Source organism: Sphingomonas dokdonensis, assembly GCF_002197685.1.
GTDB classification, from domain to species: domain Bacteria; phylum Pseudomonadota; class Alphaproteobacteria; order Sphingomonadales; family Sphingomonadaceae; genus Sphingomonas; species Sphingomonas dokdonensis.
Genome location: NZ_NBBI01000004.1, coordinates 35,167 through 61,002, shown reverse-complemented (window position 1 = coordinate 61,002; position 25,836 = coordinate 35,167). Strand labels below are relative to the sequence as shown.

Genomic DNA, 25,836 nt, shown 5'->3' with positions numbered 1-25,836 from the left:
AAATTTCCGGGGAGACCATGATGTCGAAACTTATCGTCACGCTGCGCGACGGGGAAGAGCGGGTGATTGACGGGGCGGCTGGGCTGTCCGTCATGGAGGTTATTCGCGACGGCGGCATTGACGAGATCCTTGCGCTGTGCGGCGGCTGCTGCAGCTGCGCGACCTGCCACATCCATGTCGACCCGGAATTTGCGGCCAAACTGCCGGCCATGACCGAGGACGAGAACGACCTGCTCGATTCCTCCACCAGCCGCGACGAATATTCCCGCCTGTCGTGCCAGCTGCCGTTCGGCCCGGAGCTCGACGGGCTGAAGGTGCGGATCGCCGAGGAAGACTGATCGTCGCCGCCGGCCACATGGCCCCGCTCGGGCACGTGGCCGGCCGATCGCTCAACGCGTCGCGATGGCGTACAGCGCGATCGCCGCGGCGTTCGAGATGTTCAGGCTCTCCACCTTGGGGCTGATCGGCAGCTTGGCGAGCTGATCGCAATGCGCCTCGGTGTTCTGGCGCATTCCTTCGCCCTCCGCGCCCAGCACCAGCGCGATGCGCGCCTCGCCGATCGTGTCGTTCAGCGTCTGGGTGGCATGGCCGGTCAGCCCGATCCGCCAGAAGCCCGCCTCGGCGATTTCGTCGAGCGCACGGGCGAGGTTCACCACCCGCACCCACGGCACCGTCTCCAGCGCGCCCGACGCCGACCGTGCCAGCGATCCCGATTCAGGCGGCGCATGCCGATCCTGCGTGACGATGCCGAGCGCATCGAACGCCGCCGCCGACCGCAGCACCGCGCCCACATTGTGCGGATCGGTCACCTGATCGAGCACGATCAGCGGCCGGCGATCGTCGCGTCCCTGCTCCAGAAGATCGCCGAGCCACACGTCTTCCAGCGGCTCGACATCGATCACCAGCCCCTGGTGCGGCGCGTCGGACGGCACCATGCGGCCAAGATCCGCGGCATCGGCATAGACGACCGGCGTGGTCGAGGGCAGCTGCAGCTCGCCCGCCGCCTCGCGCGTGGCCCACACCTTGCGCACCACGCGCTCGGGATTGGCCAGCGCGGCGAAAACGGCGTGTCGCCCCCAAAAACGGGGGCGGTTGCCGGGGGCCTGGCTGGGGCGATGTCCACGACGCTTCATCAGTTGGTCTCTTCCGGATCGGGGTAGGCAAAGGGATTGGTGACGGCGGGCCGCGTCGGCAGCGGCGGGCGCGGCATCGGTTTGGCCGCATCGGCGGCGTTCAACAGGAATGACGCGAGGATCGTCGCGCCCTGCCGCATATCCTCTTCCTTCAGGTGATCAAAGGTGTCGGCGGAGGAATGGTGCGTCCGGCTGCTATATTCCAGCGGATCCTGGATGAACTGAAAGCCGGGCGCGCCGACCGACTGCATGAAGACGTGATCGGTGCCGTCGGTCCGCCCGGCGGCCACTGTGGTCATGCCGAGCCCCTGAAACGGCACCATCCATTCGCGAAAGATCGCCGCGGCGGCCGGATTGTTCTCGGTATAGATGCCGCGAAACTTGCCCGATCCATTGTCGACGTTGAAATATGCCGCCAGGTCCTTGTAGCCCGGCTGCGGATTGATCGGCCAGCGCTTGGGCCATTCGTAATAGCGCCGCTCGCCGACCAGCGGCGGATCGTTCGGGCCGCCGCGCGTCGCCAGGCTCTTCTCCACCCACGCCAGGCTGCCGAGCAGCGCCTGTTCCTCGCCGTTCCACAAGGCGAAGCGGATCGTGCGCTTCGGCCGGACGCCCAGCTTCGCCAGGATCCGCGCGGCCTCCATCACCACCGCCGATCCGGCGGCGTTGTCGGTCGCGCCGTCGCCCGCGACCCAGCTATCGAGATGCGCGCCAGCCATGACATAGCCGGCCTTTGGGTCGGTGCCGGGGATTTCGGCGAACACATTGTACGCCTGCCGGTCGCTGTCGTCGTAGCGAACATCGCTGACGATCTCGAGCGTCGGCGCCGCACCCGTCTTCGCCAGCCGCGCCAGCCGGCGGTAATCCTCCGCGGCAATCTGCACGCCGGGCAGGGAGGGGGACTTGCCCGTCTCGAACATATAGCCTTCGCCATGCACCAGCATGCCGTCGCGGTACGAGATCGTCGCATAGGCAAGCGCGCCCTCCGCCTTCAGGAACGCGTCGCGCTCCTTTTCGAAGTCGGCGTTCTTCAGCTCGCGCGCATCGGCATCGGGATCGTGATGCGGCACGTCATAGGCATCCATCTTGCCCAGATCCTCGTCGCTCAGCCGCGAGAAGACCGGCCGCTTGCGCTCGCTGACCTCGCCGGGCGACGAGACGAGCACGATCTTGCCCGCCAGCTTGCCGCGATATTGCGCGAAATCGCGCGCCTTCTTCATCGGCGCGACAACGATCGGCGCGCTCAACGTGCCGTTCGTGGCCGGCGTCCAGGCGATCGGAATGGCGGTCAGCTGCAGCGGACGCGGCGATACCATCCGCACGCTGGACCGCTCGATCGACCAGCCGCGACCAAAGTCGAAGCCTTCCTTGTGGACGTTCTTCAGGCCCCATTCGGCGAACTTCGCCTGCGTCCACGCCTCCGCCTGCCGCATCTGCGGCGAGTTGGTCAGCCGCGGCCCGATCACGTCGGTCAGGTGCTGCGCGGTGGTCATCACCTGCGAATGCGACAGGCCCTCGTCCATGATCCGCACCGTCGCGGCCTGATCCTGCGCATGGACCGGCAACGCGATAACAGCGGCGGCGGCGAACAACAGATGACGCATGGCTTCGCATACTCCCCCAGAATGGTGCCGGCGTGCTATGCGCGTGAAATCCGTCGCGCAACTGTGATCACACACGTTGACAGGGCGGCTCCGCTTCGGCATTGGGCGCCCTCGCTCTGACGGAGCGGCCCTGTGGAAGGGTGGCCGAGTGGTTAAAGGCAGCAGACTGTAAATCTGCCCACGCAAGTGTACACTGGTTCGAATCCAGTCCCTTCCACCATTATCTCTCCGGAGATTGGACCGTTGATGAAGCGGTTGCCGCTGGCGCCATCCGATATGCTGATCGGCGTTGCTGATGCCTGAAGGCCATCCTCAATCGAAACGGCGGCTGATCATCCACGCCGGGCTGGGCAAATCCGGCTCCTCGGCGATCCAGAAATATTGCCGCGATCACGCCGCCGAGTTGCGACAGGCGAACGCCAGCTATCTCGGCATGTTTCTGGAGCGTGGCGATCCGCTGCCGGGTGGCTTCACCTCCGCCGACGATCTGCAACGCGCGCTGGCGGATGATCCGGCCATCGAGGATCGGCTGGTCGATCTCCTCTCCCGACGCATAGCGGCGCGGCCTGGCATCACCACCTTTATCTGGAGCCACATTGCGCTGGCCACCAACGCCGATCTGATCGGGCGGGTGATCGCCCGGCTCGCACCAGATTGCGAGACGCAGGTCGTGCTGTTCTTCCGGCATCAGGCGAGCTGGCTGGTATCGGCCTATCTGCAATGGGGCGTGAAGCATAAGTCGACCGTCGGCCCGATCCGCTCCTTTGCCGAATGGCTGCCGGAGGCAGCGGCGCGCGGCGCCGACTACCGGCAGGTAATCGAACGCTGGCGGCATGCGATCGCACCCGAGCGGCTGCATGTTCGCTCCTATGACGCGGCGCCTGATGTGGTGACCGATTTTCTAGGCGTCGCCGGGTTGCCCGCGCCGGCCGAGAGCGAGGGGGCGCTGCGCCATTATCAGACGCCCGATCCCACGGTGATGACGCTGTACCGGCTCTACCAGGGACAGCAGGAGGGAGAGGCGCTGCCCGGTCCGCTGCAACGGACGCTCGCCGCTCATGGCGTGGAAAAGCGCCGCTACCGCGATGTCGACCCCGCCTCGACCCTGCCCAGCGGCAGCGCGTGGGACCGGTTCGTGGCAGGTTTCGACGAAGAAAACGCCGCGCTCGCCCGCGACTACGGCCTCGCCCTTACGGCGCCGTCGACCGGCCCCGGCCCGGAGCCGTCGCATTCGGCCCCCGCCGTGGTCATCCCCGCCTTGCTGGATCTGATCATCGCCATGGATCGCCGGATCTCGGCGCTCGAACGGCAATTGAAGGAGCAGCAATAGGTCGCGGCTGTGTGGCCGCCCGGCTTCCCGTCGGCCTCACGCGTCCGCAGGGGTGCGGAAATACGGAAACATGTGCGCCACGTAATCCGCCTTGCCCAGCTCCACGCCTTCCGCGCGCAGGACGGCATAGGCGGCGACAAGGTGGAAATAGAATTGCGGCAGCGCCCAGTCGCGGGCGTATTGCGCCGCGCTAAGGTCCAGGGTCATGCCATTCGGCAGCGCATGCGCGATTGGCGCGTCGGGATCGATCGTGATGCCAGCCTCGGCTTCGGCTGCAACCACGGCCAGCGTTTCCTCGATCCGCGCTTTCGCCTCGGCGATGGTTCCGGGATGCTCCCCGGCGTTGCGCGCTTCGTTCAGCAGCGCCTCGAGCACCTCCGGAAACGGCTGCTCGCGCAGGCGGAACACGGCTTCCTGCGCCTGCCGGCAGGCAAAGCGGATTTGCGTGGCGAGCGGGAACATGTCCGGCGCCAATCGGGCGCTCAACAGAGCGTCGGCCGCACCGCCGGGTCGCTGGGCCTCGGCCTTGCTCAGCCAGTCCGAAAGTGTCCGCAGCATCTGCTGGTACGTGGGCACGACGAGGTCTTGCAGGTTCATGAACGCTTCGCTTTCATCGCTGGACGGGTCCGCGAGCCCAAGCCGCCGCGCGCATGCCCGTCAAGCGGCTGGCGAAGATGGAAGTGGGAAGGGTGGAGCGGGTAACGGGAATCGAACCCGTGTATTCAGCTTGGAAGGCTGCTGCACTACCATTGTGCTATACCCGCATCGCCAGCGAGACCGACTGCGCATCTCTCGTCGCTCGACCATAGCCGAACCCCGACAAAGCCGGCCATATGCAAACGGCGATCCGGGTGCAAGCATGCTTGCAACCAGGATCGCCGCTTTGATCAAATCAGCCGCAAGGCGCTGCAAAATCCAAATGGCCGAAAGAGGCCGAAGCCAACCCGCCCACCGGCCGCATCTGCTCGCCTGAAGGCTGTTTTACGCCGTCAGGCGGCCGCTGCTGCCCCGTCCTTTTTGGCCGACGCCGCCCAGATCTGATCGATCGCGGTGCCGAGCGCCGTGTTGAATTCCTCATCGCTCATCTCGAAGCGCAGGTCTTCCAGCAGCGCGCGGCTGAAGCTGGCGATGATGCCATGATTGCGCGCCAGCTCCTCGCACGCCTCAGGACGCGCAAAGCCGCCCGACAGGGCAACGACGCGCAGGACGCGCGGGTGCTCCACCAACGGGCGGAACAGGTCGGCCTTGGTCGGCAGCGACAGCTTCAGCATGACCTTGGCGTCGCCCGTCATGGCGTCCAGCGCCTTGGTGATCTCGTCCAGCAGGATCGCGTCCGCCTCGGCCCGCTCCGGGCTCTTGATGTTCACCTCTGGCTCGATGATCGGCATCAGGCCGTGCGACAGCACTTGCTGCGCCACCTCGAACTGCTGCTTCACGACGGCCGCGATCCCCTCACGATTGGCAAGGTTGATGACCGAGCGCTCCTTGGTGCCGAACACGCCGAGCTTGGCCGCCCGGTCGAGCAGCGCATCGAGGCCCGGCATGTCCTTCATCAGCTGAACGCCGTTTTCTTCGGCCTCAAGCCCCTTGTCGATCTTGAGAAAAGGCACGACCCCGCGATCGTGCAGCGCCTGCGGCACCGGCTTTCCGCCCGCCTCGCCGTCCATCGTCCGCTCGAACAGGATCGCACCGATCACCTTGTCGCCGGTGAACACCGGCGAGGTGATGATCCGCGCCCGCATGTCGTGGATCAGGCCGAACATTTCTTCCTCGGTCGACCAGGCATTCTCCTGCACGCCATAGCCCTTCAGCGCCTTGGGCGTTGAGCCGCCAGATTGATCCAGCGCGGCGATAAAGCCCTGGCCGTCAGCGATCTTCGCGGTCATCTCAGCAGGCGTCATGTTCAGCTATCCCCTTTGTGTCTTGTGACATGAGCCATTAGGATGAAGCGCCGGCTTTTGCCAGCGCCTGCACCCTGCGGCCGGACGCGCCGCGGCTGACGCTCAGTCGAAGCCCCGCTCCAGGAACCGCTCGGCCAGCGCGCAATGCATGGCGACACCCTTCGCCATCACGCTTTCCTCGATGGTCATGCGGGTATTGTGCAGCGGCGGGTTGGTGCGCGGGTCGCTGCCGGGCGCCGCGACGCCGACGAACGCCATCGCGCCGGGCACTTCCTTCAGCACATAGGAAAAATCCTCGCCGCCCATCATCGGCGCCGCCATCGGCGACCAGCCCTCCTCGCCGGAAATCGTGGTGGCGAGATCGCGCATCATCGCTGTCGCGCGCGGATCGCAGAAAGTGACGGGATAGCCCTCCTCGATCGAGACGTCGGCCGTGCAGCCATGAGCGGCGGCGATATTTTCCGCGATTTGCCGAAAGGCGGCCCGCGCCTTTTCACGCGTGCCGTCGGACAGCGTGCGCAGCGTGCCCATCAGCCGGACGGCATCGGGGATGATGTTATGGCTGCTGCCGGCATGCATCTGGGTGATCGTCAGCACCGCCGGATCGGCGACCGGAATGCGACGCGCCACGAAATTCTGCAGCGCCGTCACGATCTCGCACGCCACCGGGATCGGGTCGATGCAGTCGTGAGGCATGGCGGCATGGCCACCCTTGCCCTTGATGCTCGCGATCAGCGTGTCGGTGGAGGCGAGCAGGGGCCCGTTGCGACCGACGAAAACGCCGGCCGGTGCGTTCGGCGAGATGTGGAGCGCGAACGCCGCATCAGGCTTGGCAAGCTCCAGCAGACCATCCTCGATCATCCAGCGCGCGCCGTGATGTCCTTCTTCGCCGGGCTGGAACATGAACACGATCGTGCCGGGCAGGTCATCCTTGCGCGCGCACAATGTCCGCGCTGCACCGGCCAGCATCGCGGAATGTGCATCATGGCCGCAAGCGTGCATCGCACCGGGGATCGTGGAGGCGAAGTCGAGCCCCGTCTCCTCGGTCAGCGGCAGCGCATCCATGTCGCCGCGCAACAGCACGGTGCGCCCGTTGTCGCCAGCCTGTCCCCGCCCGCCGCGCAGGATCGCGATAAAGCCGGTCGTCGACGTGCTGTCGTGTATTTCGAGCGGCAGGCCGGCGAGCGCCGCCTTCAGCTTGGCGGTCGTCTTGGGGCAGTGAAGCCCGATCTCGGGCTCGGCATGGATGGCGCGGCGCAGCGCCACAGTGTCCGGCAACACCGCTTCGCCGAGCGCGCGCCAATCCTGCTGCATCGTGGGAGCGTTCATCGAATAATCCTTTCCATGCCCCACCTTAGGCCGGTCCCGCCGCTCTGCAAAATGCTCCCACCCTGCTATCAGGCGTAGCCCAAACGCGCAGCATGGCCGCTCATTGAAGGCTGGGCAGGAGCCTACCAGCGCACCGCGATCTTGCCGAAATGATCGCCCGTTTCCTGGTGCCGGAACGCGTCCGCCAGTTCCTCAAGCGCGAACGTGCGATCGATCACCGGCCGGATGCCGCTGATTTCCAGGGCGCGGACGAAATCCTCCTGTTCCTGCCGGCTGCCGACGACCAACCCTTGCAGCTTTGCCTGTTTCGCCATCAGCAGCGCGGTGGGTACGTCGCCGCTGACGCCGGTGAGGACGCCGATCAGCGCCACATGCCCGCCGATACGCACCGCCTGGAGCGACTGGCCCAGGGTACCGGGGCCGCCCACCTCGACCACGACGTCAACGCCGCGACCGCCGGTCAGCTCCATGACCTTGCGGCCCCAATTCTTCTCGCTGCTGTAGTTGATCGTGTGGCTGGCGCCCAAGTCCTTCGCCCGCTCGAGCTTTTCGTCCGACGATGACGTGACGATGACCTGTGCGCCCATCGCATGCGCGATCTGAAGCGCGTAGATCGAAACGCCGCCGGTGCCGAGTGCCAGCACGGTGTCGCCCGCCTTCAGCCCCGCATCCACCACCAGCGCGCGCCACGCCGTGAGGCCGGCTGTGGTGATGGTCGCTGCCTCTTCATGGCTCCATCCCTGCGGCGCCTTGGTGAAGGCGGTGGCGGGCAACACAACGGCATCGCAGGCGAACCCATCGATGCCGTCACCCGGCACCCGCTTGAAATCGGCCACCTTTGGCGGGCCGGCATGCCAGTCGGGAAAGAAGCACGAGACAACATGATCGCCCGGCACGAAATCGGTCACGCCTGCGCCCACCGCCTCGACGATTCCGGCACCATCCGCCATCGGGATGCGTCCGTCCGCCGGCGGAGACTTGCCCGAACAGACGAGGTAATCGTGGAAGTTCAGCGAGCTGGCATGAAGCGCGACGCGCACCTCGCCGGCACGCGGCGTGCCAGGATCGGGTCGGTCGGACAGTGCCAGCTTGTCCAGGCCACCGGGCGACGCGATCGTGATCGCCCTCACGACGCCGGCCCCTCGATCACGGTGGTTGTCTTCCGCGCTGTTTTCAGCGGCACGGTGGGCTCCAGCATCTGGCCTTTCATGATCCCCTCTCCCTTGGTTGGCGATGTCGGCATGTCCATGATCCGGCGCACCACATCCATTCCCTGGATCACGCGGCCGAAAACGGCATAGCCGGGGTTCGCGCCCTCGGCATCCATTGCGGGTGTGTTGCCGACGATGATGAAAAAGTCGCCGCGCGCCGTGCCGGGCTCTGCCATCGCCATGGAGATCGCACCATCGACATGACTGAGGCCGGTCTTGCTGGTCGGCTCATGCGTGATCGGGGGCAGCGTGCGCTTGGGATCGTTCTGCGTGCCGAACTGGATGAAGCCGTAGCGCGGCTCGTCCTGCACCTTGACCGTGCGGTAGAAAACAGTGCCGTCCAGCCGCTTTCCCTCCACATATTTCAGGAAGTTTGCGGCAGTTATCGGTGCTTTCTCGGTTTCGATCGCAAGAACGATCGGTCCTTGTGCGGTCATCAGCGTCACCTGCGTGGTCGCCGCCGGCTCTGCCGCGTTGGAAGGGTTCGTCGGCGCAGGGGAGGGGGCAGGAACGGGTGCAGGCGCGGTGGTCTGGGCGATTGCCGGCGTGGACAGGAGAATAACGGCGGGGATCAGAAGCGAACGCATCAGGCAACCTTTGCGGCAAGGAGAGACACGCTGTCAGCATCGCTGCCCGACAGCTGAACGACATAATTTCCGGGCGACAGGTCGAAGGTCACCGTCTTGCGAATGCCCGAGCACTTCGGCCCATGCGCATGCGCTGTTGAAGCAAGCGCCTTGTTGTTCCGGATCATGTCGATCCAGACCGGCCCGCCAAGCGCGAGGCGATAGGTGCCGGCTTGCGCGATCACGAGGGTCAGCGTGCCGCCATGTGGCCCCGTGTGCTTCGGCGCCGGGTCGAGCTTCAGATGCTGCGCGGGGTGGAGGGCGACACGCACCGCCAGGCCCGGACGGATTGTGGCGCCGCCGCCAGCCTCCGTTCCGGCAGCAACCGGCGTCTGGTCGGACCAAGTCGCGAATTCTGCCGGCATTGCGATCCGGACGTTCGAACAGGCCGCGTCTCTCGCAGGATCCTGCGCCTGCGCCGTTGTTGCGGCGAGTATCAGCGCGGCAGCGGATAGTATTCGCATCAAGGGTCCTCGTGTCGGTGGAACTCCTGAACGCGTGACACGGCGCTTGGGTGGCATCAGCGATCGCATCGCGTCCGCCCGCAACCTATCGCCGCAACCGAATGGAGGAAAGTCCGTGTACCGGGCGCTACGGCATGCTGCCAGCGGCACGCGGCACGCGCCGAAGCGCCGCCGCGTGCCGCCTAAGATCAGGCGCGGGTCGGGATCTTCTCGAACGGCACATCCTTGTCGACACGCACGTCGCCGGGCAGCCCCAGCACGCGCTCGGCGATGATGTTGCGCAGGATCTCGTCCGTGCCGCCCTCGATCCGCGTCGCCGGGCTACGCATCAGCGTCGCCTGGAACCGTGCCGCATGCGCGGCCTGCGCCGGATCGGTCAGGATGCCCGCCTCGCCCTGAAGGTCGATCGCGAAGGTCGCGATATCCTGGCTGGTGGCGCCGGCAACCAGCTTTCCGATCGAGTTCTCCGGCCCGGGTTCCTCACCCTTCGACAAAGCGGTGAGCGCGCGCATCGAGGTGTATTTTAGCCCGCTGGCCTTCGTTGCCCAGTCTGCCAGCTTGGATCGGATTGCCGGATCGTCGACCAGGCGACCGCCGTCACGCCCCGGCGCACGCACCGCATAGTCCATCAGCGTCTCGAAACCGGTGGACATGCCCGAGCCGATCGACAGCCGCTCGTTCATCAGCGTGGTGAGCGACACCGTCCAGCCCTGGCCCACGCCGCCCAAGTGCTGACTGTCGGGGATGCGCAGGTCGGTGAAGAACACCTCGTTGAAGCCCGATTGGCCGTGCGCCTGAAGGATCGGGCGCACCTCGATGCCGGGCGAGCGCATGTCGACCCAGAACATCGTCAGCCCCTTGTGCTTCGCGACGCTCGGATCGGTGCGGGTGAGCAGGATGCCATATTGCGAAATGTGCGCGCCCGATGTCCAGATCTTGGAGCCGTTGATCACCCATTCGCCGCCATCCTTGACGGCGCGGGTTCGCAGCCCGGCAAGATCCGATCCGGCGGATGGTTCGGAGAACATCTGGCACCACACGTCCTCGCCGGCCGCAAGCGGGGGCAGAAGCGCCTGCTTGTCGTCCTCATTGCCCCACGCCATCACCGTCGGGCCGCACATTCCCTGACCGATGATGAAGGTGAACGACAACTGGGCGTAGATGCCTTCTTCCTGGTTCCAGATCACGCGCTGCATCGGGGTCGCGCCGCGCCCGCCATATTCCTTTGGCCAGTGCAGGCACGCCCAGCCGGCGTCATACTTCTTCTTCTGCCATGCCTTGCTCTCCGCCAGCATATCGAAGTCGGCGATGTCGCCGGCCGTGCCATGGCCCGATCCGGACAGGATCGGCTGCAGATGCTTGGGGGCGTTGGCATCGATCCACGCACGCGCTTCGGCGCGGAAGGCGGCTTCCTCGGGAGTGTCGTCGAAATTCATGATCTGCGATCCTTCATCCTGGTGCCCCTGCGATCTCAACCGCGGGGCGAAAGGCCAGTCAGGCGTGAAATCAGGCCGCCAGCGGTTCGTTTGCGGCCGCCAGGCGCATCACCAGCTTCTCTTCCCAGTCCGGTAAACTGCCGAGCGCCAGCGCCAGTTGGTTGGCGCGGCGGTAGAAGAGGTGGCAGTCCATCTGCCACGTAAAGCCCATGCCGCCATGCACCTGGATGTTGTTCTTGGCGCAGTGCCGAAACGCGTTGGTGGAAGAAACCCGCGCGGTCGCCGCCGCCCGCGGCAGCTCCGCCGCGCCGGTCGAAAGCGCCCAGGCGCCGTAATATGCATTGGAGCGCGCCAGCGTGGCGGAAACATACATATCGGCGAGCATATGCTTGATCGCCTGGAAACTGCCGATCTGGCGCCCAAAGGCCATGCGCTCGAGCGCATAGTCACGGCCCATCTCAAGCGCGCGGTCGGCGCCGCCGATCTGCTCAAAGGCGACCAGCACCGCCGCACGGTCAAGCAACGTCTGGAAATTGCCCCAGCCATCGCCGCGCTCACCCAGCCGCTCGGCCTTGGCACCAGCGAACGTCAGCGAAGCTTGGCCGCGTGTCGGGTCCACCGTTTCCAGCGCCTTGCGTGCGACGCCATCCTGCGAAAGATCGACCAGCACCAGGCTGAGCGCGTCTCCCTCCTTCGCCAGCACGATGGCGACGTCGGCGATGTCACCGTCGAGAACGGGCGCCTTTGTGCCGTTCAGCGCGCCATTGGCAAAGGCGACCCGCACGCTCTTTTCAGTCAAACGCTCGCCTTCGCTACTGGCCAGGCAACCGATCGCAGCACCTGCCGCAATCTTGGGCAACCATTCGGACTGCTGCTCGGGCGTGCCGAACGTCTTGATCGCTTCGGCAGCGAGATACACCGAGGAGAGGATCGGCAGCGGCGCGATCGCCCGGCCGAATTCTTCCGCTACCGCACAAAGCTCCAGATACCCGAGCCCCAGACCGCCATGTTCCTCGGGAATGGCGATGCCGAGAAAGCCCATCTCCGCCACGCCTTGCCAGAGCTGGCGGTCGAACCCGCCACCTTCCAGCGCCTTGCGCACCCGATCGGTCGAGCATTCCGCCGCCAGAAAACGCCGCGCTTCCTGACGAAATTCATTCTGTTGTTCGTTGAAATCGAATTGCATCGATCCCTTCCTCCCCTAATTCTGTGAAAGCTGGTGCACGTAGACTTCGTTGTGCGCGATCCGATCGCCGTCGAGCAGCACCATGTCGAAACCGCGCAGGCGCCCGCCGCCAGCGACGTCGCAATACCAGCGGCCGCAGAAGCCACCGGGGATCGGCCATGTCTCGTCAGGCGTGTAGGTCATGGCCGGCGTCGCGGCGAACAATTGCGTCAGATAGCCGCCGAGCGCTTCGTGCCCCTGAATACCGTCAGCGGTTTGCGGATCGAAATAGCGGCAATCTTCGGCATAGAAGGTGAGCAGCGCGGCCACGTCCTTGGCGGTCCAGGCGGCCAGCCAATCCGCATTATATTTCGCGATGTCCATCGCTAGGCTCCCACCACACGCGCGACGTGCGCCGGCTCGAAGATCTCGGCCGGCACCGCTTCCGGGCCGGCCAGTGTGGCAACGCCGTGCAGCCCCAGCATGGGATCGGCCGCACTCGCCTCATGATAGCGGCGCCGACGGGCGCGTGCGTTTTCGCCGAACTCCATGTCGAGCGTCGCCTGCATCTCCGCGGCGATACGTAGCCGCCGCATGCGCTCGGCGCGTTCCTCGGCATATGGGCGGAAGTCGGGCGCGCGTCCGGCCGCCGTTTCCTTCAGAATATCGCTGACTAGCCGTACATCGCGGTAGGTGATCGACAGCCCCAGACCCAGGATCGGGTCGTTCCAGCCGGCAGCATCACCCACCAGCACGGCCCCGTCCGCATACGGGCGGTCGGCAGCGCTGCTGTTGTTGTAATACGCCAGCAACGGACTTGCTGGCGTGCCTTGCGCGATCGCTTCGTTGTGCGGCGCGGACTTCATGCGAAACGCATCAAGAAACCGCTGTGGGCCGTCCTTGCCGGCGAAGCGCGTCTTCGCCGCCAGATCCCACCCGCCGTAAACACGCATGCGACCGGCCCCTTGCGGAAAGGCAAGAAAGGCGAAGTCCTCTTCGGTCCCGATTGCCTGCCGCGTTTCGTCCCAATCCGCCACACCGTCGACCAGCAAGCCGGCGAACCAATGGTGCGGCTTGTCCTGATGCAGCGTCAGCCCTGCGGCTCGACGCACCGCCGATTGGCGACCCTCCGCCCCGACCACCAGCGGCGCATGGGCGGTGCATGCCGCGCCATCGTGCGTGTACGTAACGCTCGGTGCCGCCCCGAGACTGATCTCATTAACCGTCACGCCGCGCAGGATCGTCGCGCCGGCGGCCGCAGCAGCGTCGAACAGTGCCTGGCAATGGACCGGATGCCGGATGCACAAGGGACCGGGCACGTCCGGTGCAAACATACCAAGCGGCAGGGCGCTCGCTTCCGCTTTCGCCGGATCGCGCGTCTCGTCGTAGGTCACGTGGCTCGTCAGATGGTGCCCGCCCGCGGCCACCAACGTGTCGTAGAGGGCAAGGCGCCTTGTCTCGGTCACGCCCCACGGCGAGATCCACTCGCCGCGCACCTTGTCTTCATATGCGAGCGTTTTCTCGAGCAGCAGCACCGATCGCCCGGCGCGTGCCATCACCGTTGCAAGTGCCGATCCGCCAATGCCACCACCCACGATGATGATGTCGTACGTCATGCCCGCTCTCCCGCCGTCGCTTGCCGGCGTGGGCAAACGATCGGACAACTAAGTCGCTCGACCTAATTGCACAGCTATGGGCGGGTTGGCGGGCAAGTCAATGGTGATCGACTGCGAGACCGCTAGTTAATCACTGCGATCAGACTGTTCGTGAGGCCGGAGGGCGGGGAGCCATGGTGTGCGATGCGCTACCATGCGAGCGCTCGCTGGCCTGGCTTCATAAGCCAATCGGCGTCTACGGATTGAAGGGGAGCAAAGTGTCCAACGGGAGGGCGCGCCGTGTCGCGCTGCCCGTCACCGTTGGATCACCTGTATATGGTGGACGCACTTGGGCTCGAACCAAGGACCCGCTGATTAAGAGTTTGCATGAGCCAGTGTTAGCGGACGTTAGTGCAGGTGCTCGTAAGTAGTTCGGTCATTGAAATTACTCGGAAAACAGGTCGGAGACGTAAGGCGTAGGTTATCGTAAGTTCCGCCCATCAACTTACGGGCAACTTACGGAGCGCTTACTCATGCCGCAGCTCAAGCTGACGAAGACGAACATCGACCGCGTGGCCAAGCCGGGCGGCAAGTCGGACGTGCTCTACTGGGACAAGGACGCCAAGGGCTTCGGCCTGCGCGTCACGCCTACCGGGCTGGCCAAATTCATCGCTCAGGGCCGCGTCCGGGGGACCAACACGGACGTGCGGGTCACCATCGGCAGCTACGGGGCTTGGACGGTGGACGAGGCGCGGCGCAAGGCCGACGAGTACCGCCACCAGTTTGAGCAGGGCATCGACCCGCGCGAGGTCGCGCGCGAGCAGAAGGCCACCCAGGTCACGCTCCAGACCGTGCTCGACGCCTACGTCGGACGCCCCGGCAAGCTGCGCGCCTCGACCGCCGCGGAGTACCGCCGCCACATCGAGCAGGTGTTTGCCTCCTGGCGGGACAAGCCGATCGCCAGCATCACCCGCGACATGGTGCGCGACCGCCACGCGGAGATGATGACGGGCGGGCTGGACGGCAAGCGCGCCGCGCCCGCCAGTGCGAACGCCGCGATGGTCACGCTCCGCATCCTGTTCAACTTCGCGATGGACGAGTACCGGCGCGGCGACGGCACATCCCTGATCACGCACAACCCGGTCGGCGCTCTCAAGCACCACTGGGCCAAGCTGGGGAGCCGAACCGAGCGGTACGTGGAGCGTGGTAAGGTCGGCGCGGTCTGGAACACGCTGCACGAGGCGCGCGAGAACCCGCGCAGCCGGGACGCGCTCGCCGGGATCGACCTGACCATCTTCCTGCTGCTGACCGGCGCGCGGCGCGACGAGGGCGCGGCGCTGACTTGGGATCGCGTGCACCTGTCCGACGACCCTGCCGAGTGCTCCTGGCACCTGGACCAGCGCAAGCGTGGTGAGCCGATCACGCTGCCGCTGTCGTCGCAGGCCGCCGCGCTGCTCCGCGACCGTGTGGCCCGCGCTGATAAGCTGGCCGCGGACACCGGCACGGAGCGCAGCCCCTACGTGTTCCCGAGTTGGTCGCGGGCGGGTCGGATCATGGACGCTCGGAGCGCGATGGAGACGGTGAGCGAGGTCGCCGGTCGGCACCTCAGCCTTCACGACCTGCGCCGCTCTTTCACGAACTATGCGATGCGCGAGTGCCGGTTGGAGAAGTTCACAACCGACCTCCTGACCGGCCACAAGCCCGCCCAGGAGGACGTGACCGCCCGCAACTACCTAGACCTTACGAACCTGGGTTGGCTGCAACCCGACGTGCAGAAGATCGGCGACTGGATCGAGCAGCAGGGCCGGGTCGCCGCGGCGCAGGCCAGCGGTGCCAACGTGGTGGCGCTCCGGGCATAGCGCCGTCGCACCGGACGAGCGCCGTCCAGCGCCAGGAGGCCCCGCACCCCGCCCAGGGTAGCGGGGCCTTGCTTTGCACGCTGTACGCTCGCCCTGCACCGTCAGGCACCCCGTTTCGGCCGGACCGGGTAGAACCACCCCTTTGCCCGCCGCACCTTGGGGAACAACGACCTCATCATCTTCCCGAAGCGCGTCTCGGTCGCCATCGCCTGCTTAGAGAGACCGCGGGCAGTCCGGGACGCGCCGTATCGGGTCGCGTGCCGCACGTAGCTCTCGTACAGCTCGCGCGACTGGCACCACTCGTCCGGCCTTGACGCTTCCGAGAGGTTGCGCCGCACCCAGTCATCGAACGTCTCGTCTCGCAGCATTGCGCCGAGTTCGTCCGCCTTGCGACGCGCAGCCCTCAACTTGCTGACCACAATGCGTGATCTGCGTTGCGCGTCGGTATCGGGTTCCGCGGTCAGAAACGGGGGCAGGGCCGACTGGGCAGCAATCGCAATAGGGTTCGGCTCGATGTCCTCTTGGTCGTACCTCGTCATTGCAAGACTGCCGGGGCGCGGCCTCGGCTGCTGTCGAGGATCGTCTTTTCGCATGTGCTGTACCCCATGTATGGTTGAACTATACGCAGGGTACACGCCTTTGGAAGCGTTGCGGCCTCGCGGCTGGCCGCCCGATGTGCTCGACACATAGATGTTGCCCGCCAGCAACGACCGAGAGCCAATCGCTGTGCGGTACATGGTGGCGGCTTGCTTGACTAACGCCCGCCTACGTATGCTGCCCACAGGACAGGAGGAAAACGTCAAGTAATTCTCGGCGGTGCACTGGTTCGTGTGCAGTCGAGGGAGCGAGAGGTTTCCTCATGAGTAAGACTATCTCAAATACCCAGGCAGCGGCGCTGCTCGGGATCACGCCGAACACGTTGAAGTTTTGGCGCCACAAGGGGCGTGGACCCGCGTTCATCAAGTTTGGGAGCTCGCCGCAGGCTGGTGTTGCCTACGACGAGGCCGACGTGATCGCGTGGCGCGACGCGCACAAGTACGGCAGCACCAGCGCGTACAGCCCCGCCGCCCAGGCGAACGCCGGATCAGCAGTCAGGCGTCCGGCCGCCGTAAGTCGCTGATTTAGCGGCTGATCTCGTGCGCCCCGTCCGCGTCGGAAGACGACCGGAAGACCCCAACGGAAAAGCGGCGGAGTGGACGCAAACCACACCCCGCCGCTTCATCAGAGGCCACCAAGCCATGCACCTTGTACCAGCCCGCGCCGTAGCCGCGCAACCGACCCCGCGTCGTGCCTCCAGCCTGGGAGGGCCGCACCGTGGTTAAGTTCTCAGAATTTTTCACCGACGCACGTCCAGCGGAAGACCTCCTGCCGAAGCCGCGACCGCTGACCGAAGAGCGGGTTTCTGCGCCCTATCCGTTGGACGCGCTTCCTCCGCTCGTTCGAGAAGCCATTCAAGAGGTCGCCGGTTATGTGCAGGCCCCCATCGCGCTGATCGCGGCTAGCGCACTCACAGCGATCTCGACGGCGGTACAGACAAGATACAGCGTGCGACGAGACGCCGCCCTGACTGGCCCGGCCACGCTGTACCTGCTGACGGTGGCGGAGAGCGGCGAGCGAAAGTCCACCGTCGACAAGCTGTTCACCGGGCCTATTCGCGACTGGGAGGCCGAACAGAAGGCGGCGTTCAGGAAGAAGTACACCAAGTATAAGTCCGAGATGGACGACTGGACTCGTAGAGACAAGGAGCTGCGCAAGAACATTGAGGAGGGCCTGATCACGGCTCAACTCGGCACAGAGTTCGATCCTCGCACGCTCCATGCTCTCGCGATGCCGCAGGAACCTCAGATGGTTCGTATCCTGCGTGGGGACGACACTCCCGAAGCACTAGCAGCGGCGCTGGAGCGTTACCCCATAGCGTCGATCATCAGTGCTGAGGCGGGCACGATCTTCGGATCGCACGGCATGAAGCCAGAGGCGGTCATGCAGAACCTCGCCCTTGCCAACAGCATGTGGGACGGTGGGCCGATCCAGAAAGGCCGCATCGGGACGGGGGAGTTGCAGGTCGAGTGTATGCGCGTGACGATGGGTTTGCAGGTCCAACCCGCTGTGCTCGACTCCTTCGTCCAGAAGACCGGTGGGCTGGCGAAGGGCATCGGTTACTTCGCACGCTTCTTGTTCAGCCGACCCCATTCGACGCAGGGTACCCGCCTGTACGTTAAGCCGCCCGCTTTCAGACCAGCCCTAGGTGCGTTCTGCCAACGGATGACCACGTTGCTCGCGGTGGAGGCAGTTTATGATGAGCTAGACAGGCTAGATGCAGAATACCTCGCCTTCGACGTGAATGCACAGCGCATCTGGGAGCACTTCTACGACGAGGTCGAGGAGCAACTCCGAGGGGACGAGGCCTACGCCGGCATTCGCGACGTAGCGAGCAAGGCCGCCGACAACGCCGCTCGGTTGGCGTGCTGCCTGCATACCTTCGCCGGAGACCCAGCAACTGCCATCGGACGCGAGAGTATGCTGGCGGCGTGCGATTTGATGACTTGGTACCTCGATGAGGCGGTCAGCTTCGCACGAAGCGCGGACGCCGCGCCCGAGGTGGCGGACGCTCAGCTACTGGAAGAGTGGCTTGTCCGAGAGGTCACCACGCGCTTCAAGGCGGGGGACAGCCCGGTCGTCGCCGTTAACGAGGTGCGACGCAAGGGGCCGAATAGGTTGCGTGAGGCCAAGTCGAAGCGATTGGACGACGCTCTGGAGCTGCTGCAAGATCACCACAGGGTGTTGGTGACGCGTCGGCAGGGGAGCAAGGGGCTGGACATCACCCTGCGTGCGGAGGTGTACCAGGAACACGGTTGATGACCGCGCTATCGTCGCGGATCGTCGCAACCGAAAAGCGCGATCGTCGCGACCATCGTCGCGGGAGACAACCGCGGTTTTCTGCGGGTTTGAGCGTGATCGTCGCGATCGTCGCGGTAGCAGGGGGGCCATGCGCGGGGGCAGTCGCAATGGGAGCGTCGCTGTACGAGCTATAGAACATAATCTCCTCCTCCTCCTGGTGCACCCACCCCGGCGGGCCACCCATGCACCCCAATTCCGCTACGATTGCGACGATAGGGCCGCAGCCCGCGGAAAACCGCGGTTTCTGCCGTCGCGACCCCCTGCGACGGCCCGCGACAGTCGCGACGATGCGCCAATCAGACCGGCTCGCCACCTGTGGTCACCGGCACGAGCGCACCCGCAGACTGATACCCAATCAGCGGGTGCGCGATGCTAAGTGATTGTGATGCAACGGAAAACAGCGAGACAACAGTAGGGGGTCAGCGTACCGTAAGCGGGTTCAATCAGGGAGCCCCCCATGTCCATCAAGCTCGACAATCGCGTCACGCCTAGCCTCCATCCCGCCAACGTGACCAATCTCCCCGGCTATGACGACGCCACCAAGGGGTACGTCGCGGGGGCAGAGCGCGCTCTCAAGGAGGCGTACGAAGGGGTCGCTGCCGTGTTCGACGCGGGCGAGGCGGTGAAGCGCGACCTGTCGATGACCGAGGCCGGTCGCACCATCAAGGTGGACGACATGGCGCAGCGCGTCTTCAAGAAGTGCGCGGCCTTGTTCGACACCGAGCACTCCAACCTGTCCAAGGGCATCGCGCAGATCGAGGAGAAGCTGAACGCGCCCGTCAACGCGCGTGCGGCCCACCCCATCGCAGCTGAGATACGCGCCTACATCCGGGCGATGCCGGAGTCCGACCGACCGGGCTTCGTGTTCGCTGCCATCACGCGCGGCGACTTGGTGACCGCTGAGGCCGCGCTCGCCGGTCCCTCGTACCTGTGCGGGCTGACGCCGGAGGGCCACGCGGCACTGCTGCGGAAATACCACGAGCAGGCCGCACCGGAGGAGGCCGCCAAGCTGGCGGTCATGCAGGGTGCGCTCAAGCTCCTCGGCAACCGCGGCGGCATGATTTTCACTGCGCTGGAGCAGGCGGTCGGCGCGAAGCCGCACGAGGTGCAGGCGCTGCGCCAGGCGAAGGCCCGTGCCGACAAGGCGCTCACGGTCAGACTGATCCAGAACTGATCTGAACAGGGGAGCCAGCACAGTGAGCGAGGCACAGACCTACTACCCGCCGCCCTGGCTGGACGGTGCCCAGGCGGCGGTGTCGCTGCCTGTCCAGCCGCAGTCCGCGCCGCAGCCCCCGGCACTGCCCAAGCCTGCCAGCCGCGCCTGGACGCCGGGAATGCGCAGCCCGAACCCGGCTGGCCGTCCGCGGGGCATCGTGGACAAGCGGGCCAAGATCGCCCAGCGGATGCTCGCGGACGCGGAGTCCATCGTCTCGGCCCTGGTCGAGAAGGCGCTGGAGGGGGAGGTCGGCGCGGCCTCCCTGATCCTCGCGCGCGTGCTGCCCGCGCTGCGGTCTCAGGCTGAGAAGGTGACCTTCGACTTCGATCCGACGGCCCCGGTGGCCACGCAGGTCGAGCAGGTGCTCGCGGCCATAGCGGGCGGCGTCGTCGCCCCCGATGTGGGTCGCCAGATCATCGAGGCCATCGGCGCGCTGTCCAGCATCCGCGCCACGGACGAACTCGAGAAGCGCCTGGCGGCGCTGGAGCAGGAGAGACGAGCATGACCTACGCGTCCTGGGAGCCGCGCCACCGCTGCACGACGATCCAACCGGGGAAGATCGACCTGTTCGTGGTGACCCTCGTGGACGGCAGGCGCGCCGCGCTGGACCCGATCACCGACTACGACGCTGCCCTGGCGCGAGCGCGCGCCTTCCACCGCGACCACCCGTGCCAGGTCAAGGTGCTGCCGCTCACCGGCACAGAGGCGCGCGTCATGCTTGGGATCACGGTGCCCGACCACCCGCAGCCGATGGACGCCGCCGACCTGCGGCTGGTCCGCGACACGCTCACGGACGTGGTGCGGAACACCGGTGACCACGACGCACGGGCGGACGCCCTGGCGCTGCTGACCGACATGGGTGTGGTCAGGGCCTAGGATGGCGCGCCGGGTACGCCCCCTGTTGGCACACGTAGGAAGCCTGCTGGACCCAAAGCCTCCGGTTCGGTCGCTGTTCGAGCGCGACCGCACGGCGGAGCGCGCGGAGGCCGAGTCTGCCGCCCAGGCACCGGCCCGCAGCGACCCTCGCACGGTCACCGACTGACGTGGCGCGCGTCCGCTCCATGCTGGCGCGGGTCGGGCGGCTGGAGCGCACCGACACCCCCGTGCCGTCGCCGTTCGAGCGCGACTACGGCTCGCTGGAGCACATGGCGGCTGCGTGGCGGGCCATGATGGACGCGGGGACGCTCGACCGACTGGACGGCGAGCACCTGATCACGATCATCGTCCGCTGGCACACCGATCGGTGCTGGGACCTGTGGCGGTGACCACGCACGCACCCGTGCCCGAATGGCTTGCGCTGTGGCGCGAGCAGCAGGGGGTGTCCGCGCGCCAGCAGCCGGTGGCAGCGCCCAGCACGCGGGAGCGGCGGACGCGGGGCGCGGACGGCCTGGGGTTCGTGGAGCCGCGGCAGTGGCCGTGGGACGGCGGCACCCGGCGCGAGCCTGTGCTGGACGCCGACCGACACCCCCCGCGAGTGGTCAGGCATGTGGGCTGGCGCTCCTGCCTGCGGTGCAGCCGCCCGTTCTTCTCCGCCGACGTGGCTCGGGTACGCATGTGTGATCCGTGCAAGGAGGCGATCTAGGTACAGTCGGTTGCGGACACGGGCCAGTGATCGACCTAGTGGGCGCGGTGGTGCTAGACTCCCGCCGCGCGTCCATCGGCAGCGCCCCGCACCTGCACTCCTCGGGAGCGGGGCGCTGATGCCAAAGTGAGAGAACGGGCGGGGAACAAATCAACTAATAGGCCGTTCACCAGATTGCACCACAAGATGGTGTGAGCTTGGAGCCTGAACGATGGCGAATAACGAGCACACGAGCGCGAAGGCGGGCAAGGCCGCCTCCAATGTCCTCCGCGATGGTCGCACCGGCAAGGACTCGAAGACGGCGGCGGGGTCGGCCCTGTCGCAGCGGCCGGACAAGAAGAAGAAATGACGTGCGTAGGGGCCGGTCGGCAACCGGCCCCGCCCGCATTGATCTCCGTCGAACATTAAATCAGTCGGCGGTCCGCGTAAGCTATGGTTTTCGTTCTATTCCGCTGCCTCCGGAATGCCAGGGGTAAGTGCCTCGTAAGAAGGGTCTAGGTTCTCGAGGCCCTCGACGACATCATACTGGCGGACACTGTTGAGCAGCCCCTCTGCGCGCAGGAACCCGAGCTGCTTGGTCATGTATTCACGGAACACGGGGTCCGCATCCGTGCAGATGCTGTTCCGCCCCTCTTGGATCGCTACCCGTGCGGTCACGCCACTGCCCGCGAAGAAATCGAGAACCGTCGAGCCGGGATATGACAGCGCCCGCACCAGCCGCTCGATGACCGCTGCGGGCTTCTGTGTCGGGTGACCAACACGTTCCAGAGAGTTGCCGTTCAGACGACCGATGCGCCAGACGTTCGTGGGATTGCGCCCCTTCTCAACGGACTCTGGGTTGAGGCGCTTATCCTTCATATAGGCCGCTTTGGTCGCTTCGTCGTAAGGCTCGCGTACTGCGTCGAGATCGAAGTAGTACTTCTTCGTCTTGGCAAACCACGCGATCTCTTCGTGGCGATTCGCGAAAAAGCGCTGGGCGCTCATCCCGTTCGGGTAGTTCCAGATTATGAGGTTGGCGAGCAACATCTTACTATGCTCGCGCATGTGTGAGATTATCGAAAGCAGGTCACCTGACCCAGCCTCGCCCTGGTACTGCAAGCCGCCGAATATCGCGATGCTGCCGGTCGACGACAGGACTCGTTCAGCCTCTGCCAACCAGGTCTTAGCCCAAGCGATGTAGTTTGCGTGGTCATCCCAGTCAGCCAAGAGGATGTTGTACGGCGGGTCGCAGACGATCAGCTGAACCGAGTTGTCCGGGATCTTTGCCAGCATGTCGAGGCAGTCACCCACCTCGTAAACGTGTTTCGTCCTTGCCGAAGCGTCCGCGTTCACCAGGGCGTCGGACGAATGCTTCTGCCCAGCCTTGTTGAGCGCGTTCATCGCCCGGTGGCCCGCATTCCGGTGCGACCTATTTGCCATTTAGAATGTCTCTCTCGGGTGCTTTAGGTTACCGTGCCGCCGCGCGATACGCTCGCTACGGGTCACGTGTTCATGCCGCGTTCTCGCCGAAATCGAGGTCTTGGGCAAGGACGCGTATCGAGGTTCGCGCCACCTCCAGCATTCTGTCCGCCATCTCCTTGGCCTCCCACGGGTGCGCCTTGCAGTAGAGAGAAGCGATCTGGAACATGTGGTCATGGCCCCCGGCACGGACAGTGATATTCTCGCAGTAATTCTGGTTGATCTCGCGCGACAAGCTGCTGGCCGTAAGGCGGTCGATGCGGTTGAGTAAGCCAGAGTCGTGGACGATCCTAACCACACGTCCGTCCGGACGTGTTACATCGAAGGACTCCGTGGCGAAATTCGAGCCTTGCAGGAATACGACGTAGGGAAAGTGCTGCTCATCGAGCATGAAGTTCCGCAGCTCTAAGACGTTTTTGTGCATTCTTTCGATGGCATTGCCGGCCGCCATGAAGTCCTGGTCCTTGTTCTTGCCCTGCAACACTCCCGCGAGAATTTTCTCCACGTCGTTGCCCTGGTGCTTCGACTCCCCGACTAGCACGATACGCCATTTGCCGTGCCGATCCTTCACTTCGGTTATACCGCCATCCGGGCGTATGCTTGCGCTCTCAACGAAAAGAGCCTGCCCCAGCCGAGCGTCGAAGCCGCGCAGCTTGGTGTTGATCTCTCGCTTGCTGAGAGAAGTGCGAAGCTGAAACTCTAGGTTCGGAAACTCCTCGGCCAGCTTTACCAGCACACCCGCCGTCACCTCGCGAATGGACAGATCGTGCTTCTGAGCTGCTGCTCCGAAGATGGTCAGCGGGCCACCCCCCAGCTCCTGCTGGATGCCCAACCGAAGCGCCTGTCCTTTGCCCTTGAACTCGACTTCCCCCGCCACTGACGACTCCCCCGTGTGTGTGGAGGATCAGGCGTATCAAACAGTACGGATTGGGGGAAGGTTGGGGCCTGATGTGCGCCGCCCCTAGCTGGTACTTACGACGGCCTTATGAGCGCGCTAATGACCACACAGCGCGGCCCCGCAAGGGGTAGCTAAACGCCTGTTATCGCTGGGGAAAAGGTGGTGGACGCACTTGGGCTCGAACCAAGGACCCGCTGATTAAGAGACAGCGGCTTTATCTCGCTGTTTTCCGACATTTTCGCTCTCTGTACCTCGAAGCCCCCTCTGGGCAGATGGAACATGTCGGAATATGTGCAAGCCTGAAAAGACTCACTGCGTTAAGGTTCGAGGAGCAGGAGCGGCAATAGGCAGGTTGTGCGATCAATCCGAAGCGCGACGAAGGTGGGTGGAACGCAGTCCCTCCGCTTTCTGGCGGTCGGATGCGGTAAACTGCCGCTCGTTCAGGAACCAGCCGGCGCGTCACGAACACCTGTTGATGGTAGTAAACAGCCTGTCCGCTACCGCTTGACGCCGCATGTTACGTTTATGCGCGAGCACCCCTGTGGAGGTCACAGGCGACTGACGGCCAGGGCACTTTTGAGGCTCCGGCGAGTTCACTGGACGATGATCCTGCGAAGCTTTACATAGCCTGTTATGGCGACGATCATGACCATTGGTGAGCAGCGCCGCGCCGGGGAAGCCGCGCGGAAGGTTGGCGGCTACTCCGAGCTGATCCGCCTGGAAAGGGAACGGCGCGAGGCAAAGGGCAAGGGCCACGTCGTTCGGGATGCCGCCAATGGCCGGTACTCCTTCAAACCGGGCGCCGCTGCACCGAAGAAGTAGGAATGCCGCTCACGCTGGGCTTCCTTGCGAGCGTCATAATTCTGTTACCTGGACTAGTCGCCCTCGCCGCCTTTAATTTTCGTGTTGGTCGAGCAGGCGCCCGCCGACCCGAGCAGCAACTCACGACGGTAAACGCTTTGGTTGCCGCAGTGATCCTGTCGATCATGACCCACTATCTCGGCTATCTCGTCGTAGCCGGCGTCATAGACGCGGGTCTAGCGATAAACCAGGCTTTCCCTAAACTCGACCTTGGTCCCGCGGTGACGAACCCCGTAGGCGCCTACTACGCGGCAGTGACCAGCGGTAACGCGATGCCTGCGACCACGGCAATCGCGACGGCCGCGCTGCTCGCCTTCGAGGTATTCGCCGTGTTGGCATTCGTCGGAAGCGAAACGTTCGACCTTTTGCTCGAGCCGCTCGACTGGACGGGGCAGGGATGGGTTTTCCAGCACATCACCCGTCCGGCCGAAAATGGCTACGCTCCCATTGGTCACATTTTCACTTCGACCATGAGCGACGGCTACGGCGTCGCCTACAAGGGGATCGTGATCGATGCGCGCCAAGGCGTGAACGGCGAACTGGTCTCCATCGCGCTCGCGCGGCCAGAGCGTTTCCTTTATCAGCTCGGGTCCTTCCCAACCAAGCCATCACGGTGGCCATGGCGGTTTTGGGAGGAAGCCGGAGAGTTCGATCGGCCGACCGGGTTCACTCTCCACGGCAAGGATGCCGTGGGCGGAGTCGTGCAGCTTGACGCGCGGGTCATCACCAATGTCGTGGTCCATAGCGTCGCGCAGAGTCTTCTAGAGGAGATCGCGCCCGGTGCGGCCGACGAAGAGGCGACTTCGTGACCTGGTTAGCGACTACTCCGCTCGGTCAGGTCCTTGCACTCGTGATCGCGGTTGCGCTGTCACCCGCGCTATTCTGGCCGCTTGTCGGTATTGTCCAGGATGTCTGGCAATTGCCCATGCTGGTGCGCCTACGGCCGCGCGTTGCCATCTCGATGATCGCTGTGCTCGTGCTGCTTCTATTTGCCCTGACGACATGGGTGCTCGGACCCGCCCATGTCCCAGGGCGTCTCCTGCTCGCGGCAAGCTTCAGCGCACGGCCAGTGCTTTGGTTGACCCGCCTCATTGTGTGGCGATTGACGGATTGCCCGCTGCGGGAAGATGCGGCAGACATTCGGAACGAGCTCGCCGGTCGCCTTCGGGAGCGGCCTGTGAATGCGGATAAGTCCTGGCCAACCTTTGTCTTTGACCTTGAGCGCGCGCGTCGCCGCGCAGAATACGAGCCGCCACCAATTTAGAACTCG

At 65.1% G+C, this 25,836-nt stretch carries 28 protein-coding genes and 3 tRNA genes; 14 read left to right on the top strand and 17 right to left on the bottom strand.

Annotation, left to right across the window (positions count from 1 at the left end):
• The first annotated feature begins 20 nt into the window (after positions 1 to 20).
• Positions 21 to 338, top strand: coding sequence for a 2Fe-2S iron-sulfur cluster-binding family protein (locus SPDO_RS11140; RefSeq protein WP_088367834.1), 318 nt, complete (start codon positions 21 to 23; stop codon positions 336 to 338).
• A gap of 51 nt (positions 339 to 389) precedes the next feature.
• Here SPDO_RS11140 and rlmB read toward each other — a convergent pair whose 3' ends face one another.
• Positions 390 to 1,133: a 23S rRNA (guanosine(2251)-2'-O)-methyltransferase RlmB gene (gene rlmB, locus SPDO_RS11135; protein WP_088367587.1), complete on the bottom strand. Its 744-nt coding sequence runs from the start codon at positions 1,131 to 1,133 to the stop codon at positions 390 to 392.
• On the bottom strand, positions 1,133 to 2,737 hold the full coding sequence (locus SPDO_RS11130) for a M20/M25/M40 family metallo-hydrolase (protein WP_088367586.1): 1,605 nt from the start codon (positions 2,735 to 2,737) through the stop codon (positions 1,133 to 1,135). The genes rlmB and SPDO_RS11130 overlap by 1 nt, the downstream gene beginning before the upstream one ends.
• A gap of 134 nt (positions 2,738 to 2,871) precedes the next feature.
• On the opposite strand from SPDO_RS11130, the gene SPDO_RS11125 reads away from it, so the two are divergent.
• Positions 2,872 to 2,957: transfer RNA gene (locus tag SPDO_RS11125), tRNA-Tyr, on the top strand.
• Positions 2,958 to 3,032: 75 nt separating this feature from the next.
• Positions 3,033 to 4,067: a hypothetical protein gene (locus SPDO_RS11120; RefSeq protein WP_143559643.1), complete on the top strand. Its 1,035-nt coding sequence runs from the start codon at positions 3,033 to 3,035 to the stop codon at positions 4,065 to 4,067.
• Positions 4,068 to 4,103: 36 nt separating this feature from the next.
• Here the strand turns inward: SPDO_RS11120 and SPDO_RS11115 are convergent, their stop codons facing one another.
• From SPDO_RS11115 to SPDO_RS11065, 11 genes are all read right to left on the bottom strand, one after another.
• A complete protein-coding gene (locus tag SPDO_RS11115) occupies positions 4,104 to 4,664 on the bottom strand; it encodes a DUF1993 domain-containing protein (RefSeq protein ID WP_088367584.1) in 561 nt (186 codons plus the stop codon).
• Between the two features lie 93 nt (positions 4,665 to 4,757).
• Positions 4,758 to 4,831 (bottom strand) — tRNA-Gly (locus SPDO_RS11110).
• Between the two features lie 225 nt (positions 4,832 to 5,056).
• Positions 5,057 to 5,968 (bottom strand): fructose bisphosphate aldolase, encoded by a 912-nt coding sequence (locus SPDO_RS11105; RefSeq protein ID WP_088367583.1) that lies wholly within the window; start codon positions 5,966 to 5,968, stop codon positions 5,057 to 5,059.
• Between the two features lie 102 nt (positions 5,969 to 6,070).
• Positions 6,071 to 7,297, bottom strand: a complete 1,227-nt coding sequence (locus SPDO_RS11100; RefSeq protein WP_088367582.1) for a M20 metallopeptidase family protein — start codon at positions 7,295 to 7,297, stop codon at positions 6,071 to 6,073.
• A gap of 122 nt (positions 7,298 to 7,419) precedes the next feature.
• Positions 7,420 to 8,427 carry a zinc-dependent alcohol dehydrogenase family protein gene (locus tag SPDO_RS11095; protein ID WP_088367581.1) on the bottom strand — a complete coding sequence of 336 codons (1,008 nt, stop codon included), beginning with the start codon at positions 8,425 to 8,427 and terminating at the stop codon, positions 7,420 to 7,422.
• The gene (locus tag SPDO_RS11090) at positions 8,424 to 9,098 is read right to left on the bottom strand and encodes a peptidylprolyl isomerase (protein ID WP_088367580.1); all 675 of its coding nucleotides are present in this window, start codon (positions 9,096 to 9,098) and stop codon (positions 8,424 to 8,426) included. Before SPDO_RS11090 ends, SPDO_RS11095 begins: the two co-directional genes overlap by 4 nt.
• Positions 9,095 to 9,499, bottom strand: a complete 405-nt coding sequence (locus SPDO_RS11085) for a hypothetical protein (protein WP_088367579.1) — start codon at positions 9,497 to 9,499, stop codon at positions 9,095 to 9,097. The genes SPDO_RS11090 and SPDO_RS11085 overlap by 4 nt, the downstream gene beginning before the upstream one ends.
• Before the next feature lie 287 nt (positions 9,500 to 9,786).
• Positions 9,787 to 11,034: an acyl-CoA dehydrogenase family protein gene (locus SPDO_RS11080; protein ID WP_088367578.1), complete on the bottom strand. Its 1,248-nt coding sequence runs from the start codon at positions 11,032 to 11,034 to the stop codon at positions 9,787 to 9,789.
• Between the two features lie 70 nt (positions 11,035 to 11,104).
• Positions 11,105 to 12,220, bottom strand: a complete 1,116-nt coding sequence (locus SPDO_RS11075) for an acyl-CoA dehydrogenase family protein (protein WP_088367577.1) — start codon at positions 12,218 to 12,220, stop codon at positions 11,105 to 11,107.
• Positions 12,221 to 12,235: 15 nt separating this feature from the next.
• Positions 12,236 to 12,583, bottom strand: a complete 348-nt coding sequence (locus tag SPDO_RS11070; protein ID WP_088367576.1) for a YybH family protein — start codon at positions 12,581 to 12,583, stop codon at positions 12,236 to 12,238.
• A gap of 2 nt (positions 12,584 to 12,585) precedes the next feature.
• Positions 12,586 to 13,815, bottom strand: coding sequence for an FAD-dependent oxidoreductase (locus tag SPDO_RS11065; protein WP_088367575.1), 1,230 nt, complete (start codon positions 13,813 to 13,815; stop codon positions 12,586 to 12,588).
• 512 nt (positions 13,816 to 14,327) lie between these two features.
• Between SPDO_RS11065 and SPDO_RS11060 the strand changes: the two genes are divergently transcribed.
• On the top strand, positions 14,328 to 15,653 hold the full coding sequence (locus SPDO_RS11060) for a tyrosine-type recombinase/integrase (protein ID WP_088367574.1): 1,326 nt from the start codon (positions 14,328 to 14,330) through the stop codon (positions 15,651 to 15,653).
• A 101-nt stretch (positions 15,654 to 15,754) separates the two neighbouring features.
• Here the strand turns inward: SPDO_RS11060 and SPDO_RS11055 are convergent, their stop codons facing one another.
• A complete protein-coding gene (locus tag SPDO_RS11055) occupies positions 15,755 to 16,192 on the bottom strand; it encodes an RFX family transcription factor (protein ID WP_088367573.1) in 438 nt (145 codons plus the stop codon).
• A gap of 320 nt (positions 16,193 to 16,512) precedes the next feature.
• Between SPDO_RS11055 and SPDO_RS11050 the strand changes: the two genes are divergently transcribed.
• From SPDO_RS11050 to SPDO_RS16960, 7 genes are all read left to right on the top strand, one after another.
• Complete coding sequence (locus tag SPDO_RS11050; RefSeq protein ID WP_088367572.1) at positions 16,513 to 16,773, top strand: helix-turn-helix transcriptional regulator; 261 nt, start codon at positions 16,513 to 16,515, stop codon at positions 16,771 to 16,773.
• A 194-nt stretch (positions 16,774 to 16,967) separates the two neighbouring features.
• Positions 16,968 to 18,509 (top strand): YfjI family protein, encoded by a 1,542-nt coding sequence (locus SPDO_RS11045; RefSeq protein WP_158212188.1) that lies wholly within the window; start codon positions 16,968 to 16,970, stop codon positions 18,507 to 18,509.
• A gap of 499 nt (positions 18,510 to 19,008) precedes the next feature.
• Positions 19,009 to 19,725, top strand: coding sequence for a hypothetical protein (locus tag SPDO_RS11040; protein WP_088367570.1), 717 nt, complete (start codon positions 19,009 to 19,011; stop codon positions 19,723 to 19,725).
• Positions 19,726 to 19,747: 22 nt separating this feature from the next.
• Positions 19,748 to 20,272, top strand: coding sequence for a DUF5681 domain-containing protein (locus SPDO_RS17175; protein ID WP_245829410.1), 525 nt, complete (start codon positions 19,748 to 19,750; stop codon positions 20,270 to 20,272).
• Entirely contained in the window at positions 20,269 to 20,643 is a 375-nt protein-coding gene (locus SPDO_RS11030) for a hypothetical protein (protein ID WP_088367569.1), read from the top strand. Before SPDO_RS17175 ends, SPDO_RS11030 begins: the two co-directional genes overlap by 4 nt.
• 185 nt (positions 20,644 to 20,828) lie before the next feature.
• Positions 20,829 to 21,032 carry a hypothetical protein gene (locus SPDO_RS11025; protein WP_143559642.1) on the top strand — a complete coding sequence of 68 codons (204 nt, stop codon included), beginning with the start codon at positions 20,829 to 20,831 and terminating at the stop codon, positions 21,030 to 21,032.
• A gap of 528 nt (positions 21,033 to 21,560) precedes the next feature.
• Complete coding sequence (locus SPDO_RS16960; protein WP_169716259.1) at positions 21,561 to 21,698, top strand: hypothetical protein; 138 nt, start codon at positions 21,561 to 21,563, stop codon at positions 21,696 to 21,698.
• 95 nt (positions 21,699 to 21,793) lie between these two features.
• Here SPDO_RS16960 and SPDO_RS11015 read toward each other — a convergent pair whose 3' ends face one another.
• The 3 genes from SPDO_RS11015 to SPDO_RS16840 form a co-directional block, all read right to left on the bottom strand.
• Entirely contained in the window at positions 21,794 to 22,729 is a 936-nt protein-coding gene (locus SPDO_RS11015; protein WP_211280069.1) for a DNA-methyltransferase, read from the bottom strand.
• Between the two features lie 109 nt (positions 22,730 to 22,838).
• Positions 22,839 to 23,684, bottom strand: a complete 846-nt coding sequence (locus SPDO_RS11010; RefSeq protein ID WP_088367565.1) for an EcoRI family type II restriction endonuclease — start codon at positions 23,682 to 23,684, stop codon at positions 22,839 to 22,841.
• A gap of 181 nt (positions 23,685 to 23,865) precedes the next feature.
• Positions 23,866 to 23,968, bottom strand: a tRNA-Lys gene (locus SPDO_RS16840).
• Positions 23,969 to 24,338: 370 nt separating this feature from the next.
• Here SPDO_RS16840 and SPDO_RS11005 point away from each other — a divergent pair.
• From SPDO_RS11005 to SPDO_RS10995, 3 genes are read left to right on the top strand one after another with little or no spacing between them, the layout of a single operon-like run.
• Entirely contained in the window at positions 24,339 to 24,527 is a 189-nt protein-coding gene (locus SPDO_RS11005) for a hypothetical protein (RefSeq protein WP_088367564.1), read from the top strand.
• Between the two features lie 2 nt (positions 24,528 to 24,529).
• Positions 24,530 to 25,375 carry a hypothetical protein gene (locus SPDO_RS11000; protein ID WP_088367563.1) on the top strand — a complete coding sequence of 282 codons (846 nt, stop codon included), beginning with the start codon at positions 24,530 to 24,532 and terminating at the stop codon, positions 25,373 to 25,375.
• A complete protein-coding gene (locus SPDO_RS10995; protein ID WP_088367562.1) occupies positions 25,372 to 25,830 on the top strand; it encodes a hypothetical protein in 459 nt (152 codons plus the stop codon). Before SPDO_RS11000 ends, SPDO_RS10995 begins: the two co-directional genes overlap by 4 nt.
• Positions 25,831 to 25,836: the final 6 nt, after the last annotated feature.

Excerpts from the sequence above, each read along its gene's own strand:
- SPDO_RS11140 (WP_088367834.1), top strand. The coding sequence starts at position 21 with ATGTCGAAACTTATCGTCACGCTGCGCGACGGGGAAGAGCGGGTGATT.
- rlmB (WP_088367587.1), bottom strand. The coding sequence starts at position 1,133 with ATGAAGCGTCGTGGACATCGCCCCAGCCAGGCCCCCGGCAACCGCCCC.
- SPDO_RS11130 (WP_088367586.1), bottom strand. The coding sequence starts at position 2,737 with ATGCGTCATCTGTTGTTCGCCGCCGCCGCTGTTATCGCGTTGCCGGTC.
- SPDO_RS11120 (WP_143559643.1), top strand. The coding sequence starts at position 3,033 with ATGCCTGAAGGCCATCCTCAATCGAAACGGCGGCTGATCATCCACGCC.
- SPDO_RS11115 (WP_088367584.1), bottom strand. The coding sequence starts at position 4,664 with ATGAACCTGCAAGACCTCGTCGTGCCCACGTACCAGCAGATGCTGCGG.
- SPDO_RS11105 (WP_088367583.1), bottom strand. The coding sequence starts at position 5,968 with ATGACGCCTGCTGAGATGACCGCGAAGATCGCTGACGGCCAGGGCTTT.
- SPDO_RS11100 (WP_088367582.1), bottom strand. The coding sequence starts at position 7,297 with ATGAACGCTCCCACGATGCAGCAGGATTGGCGCGCGCTCGGCGAAGCG.
- SPDO_RS11085 (WP_088367579.1), bottom strand. The coding sequence starts at position 9,499 with ATGCCGGCAGAATTCGCGACTTGGTCCGACCAGACGCCGGTTGCTGCC.
- SPDO_RS11080 (WP_088367578.1), bottom strand. The coding sequence starts at position 11,034 with ATGAATTTCGACGACACTCCCGAGGAAGCCGCCTTCCGCGCCGAAGCG.
- SPDO_RS11075 (WP_088367577.1), bottom strand. The coding sequence starts at position 12,220 with ATGCAATTCGATTTCAACGAACAACAGAATGAATTTCGTCAGGAAGCG.
- SPDO_RS11070 (WP_088367576.1), bottom strand. The coding sequence starts at position 12,583 with ATGGACATCGCGAAATATAATGCGGATTGGCTGGCCGCCTGGACCGCC.
- SPDO_RS11065 (WP_088367575.1), bottom strand. The coding sequence starts at position 13,815 with ATGACGTACGACATCATCATCGTGGGTGGTGGCATTGGCGGATCGGCA.
- SPDO_RS11060 (WP_088367574.1), top strand. The coding sequence starts at position 14,328 with ATGCCGCAGCTCAAGCTGACGAAGACGAACATCGACCGCGTGGCCAAG.
- SPDO_RS11055 (WP_088367573.1), bottom strand. The coding sequence starts at position 16,192 with ATGACGAGGTACGACCAAGAGGACATCGAGCCGAACCCTATTGCGATT.
- SPDO_RS11050 (WP_088367572.1), top strand. The coding sequence starts at position 16,513 with ATGAGTAAGACTATCTCAAATACCCAGGCAGCGGCGCTGCTCGGGATC.
- SPDO_RS11040 (WP_088367570.1), top strand. The coding sequence starts at position 19,009 with ATGTCCATCAAGCTCGACAATCGCGTCACGCCTAGCCTCCATCCCGCC.
- SPDO_RS11030 (WP_088367569.1), top strand. The coding sequence starts at position 20,269 with ATGACCTACGCGTCCTGGGAGCCGCGCCACCGCTGCACGACGATCCAA.
- SPDO_RS11025 (WP_143559642.1), top strand. The coding sequence starts at position 20,829 with ATGCTGGCGCGGGTCGGGCGGCTGGAGCGCACCGACACCCCCGTGCCG.
- SPDO_RS16960 (WP_169716259.1), top strand. The coding sequence starts at position 21,561 with ATGGCGAATAACGAGCACACGAGCGCGAAGGCGGGCAAGGCCGCCTCC.
- SPDO_RS11015 (WP_211280069.1), bottom strand. The coding sequence starts at position 22,729 with ATGAACGCGCTCAACAAGGCTGGGCAGAAGCATTCGTCCGACGCCCTG.
- SPDO_RS11005 (WP_088367564.1), top strand. The coding sequence starts at position 24,339 with ATGGCGACGATCATGACCATTGGTGAGCAGCGCCGCGCCGGGGAAGCC.
- SPDO_RS11000 (WP_088367563.1), top strand. The coding sequence starts at position 24,530 with ATGCCGCTCACGCTGGGCTTCCTTGCGAGCGTCATAATTCTGTTACCT.